The organism is Candidatus Bandiella numerosa (genome assembly GCF_021811875.1).
In the GTDB taxonomy this organism is placed as follows: domain Bacteria; phylum Pseudomonadota; class Alphaproteobacteria; order Rickettsiales; family Midichloriaceae; genus Aquirickettsia; species Aquirickettsia numerosa_A.
In genome coordinates this window covers 1-230 of sequence record NZ_JAJBJD010000305.1, presented here as the reverse complement: position 1 = coordinate 230, position 230 = coordinate 1, and the positions used below count along the sequence as shown (strand labels likewise).

At 35.7% G+C, this 230-nt stretch carries 1 protein-coding gene; it reads left to right on the top strand.

Features of this window, described 5'->3' with window-relative positions; genetic code table 11:
* Positions 1–230 (top strand): transposase (locus L8D11_RS05705; protein WP_236870682.1); only part of this gene is annotated, 230 nt, incomplete at both ends.

Sequence of the window (230 nt, the reverse complement as noted above, 5' to 3'; positions counted from 1 at the left end):
GAGAAGAAGGTAGTTGTCCTGTTTTTGAGGTTGAGGGATCAGAAATATTGTCTCAAGATCCAGATGCTAGGTGGCTTAAGAAAGGTAAAAAAAGCTATTTTGGATACAAAGGCTTTATTCTTGTAGATCAGGAAGATGGCTATATAGAGCATGTTCATGTTACTCCTGCAAATCTTTCTGAAGTAAATGAACTAAAAAACATTATAGAAAATCGCCATGACCATAGGATT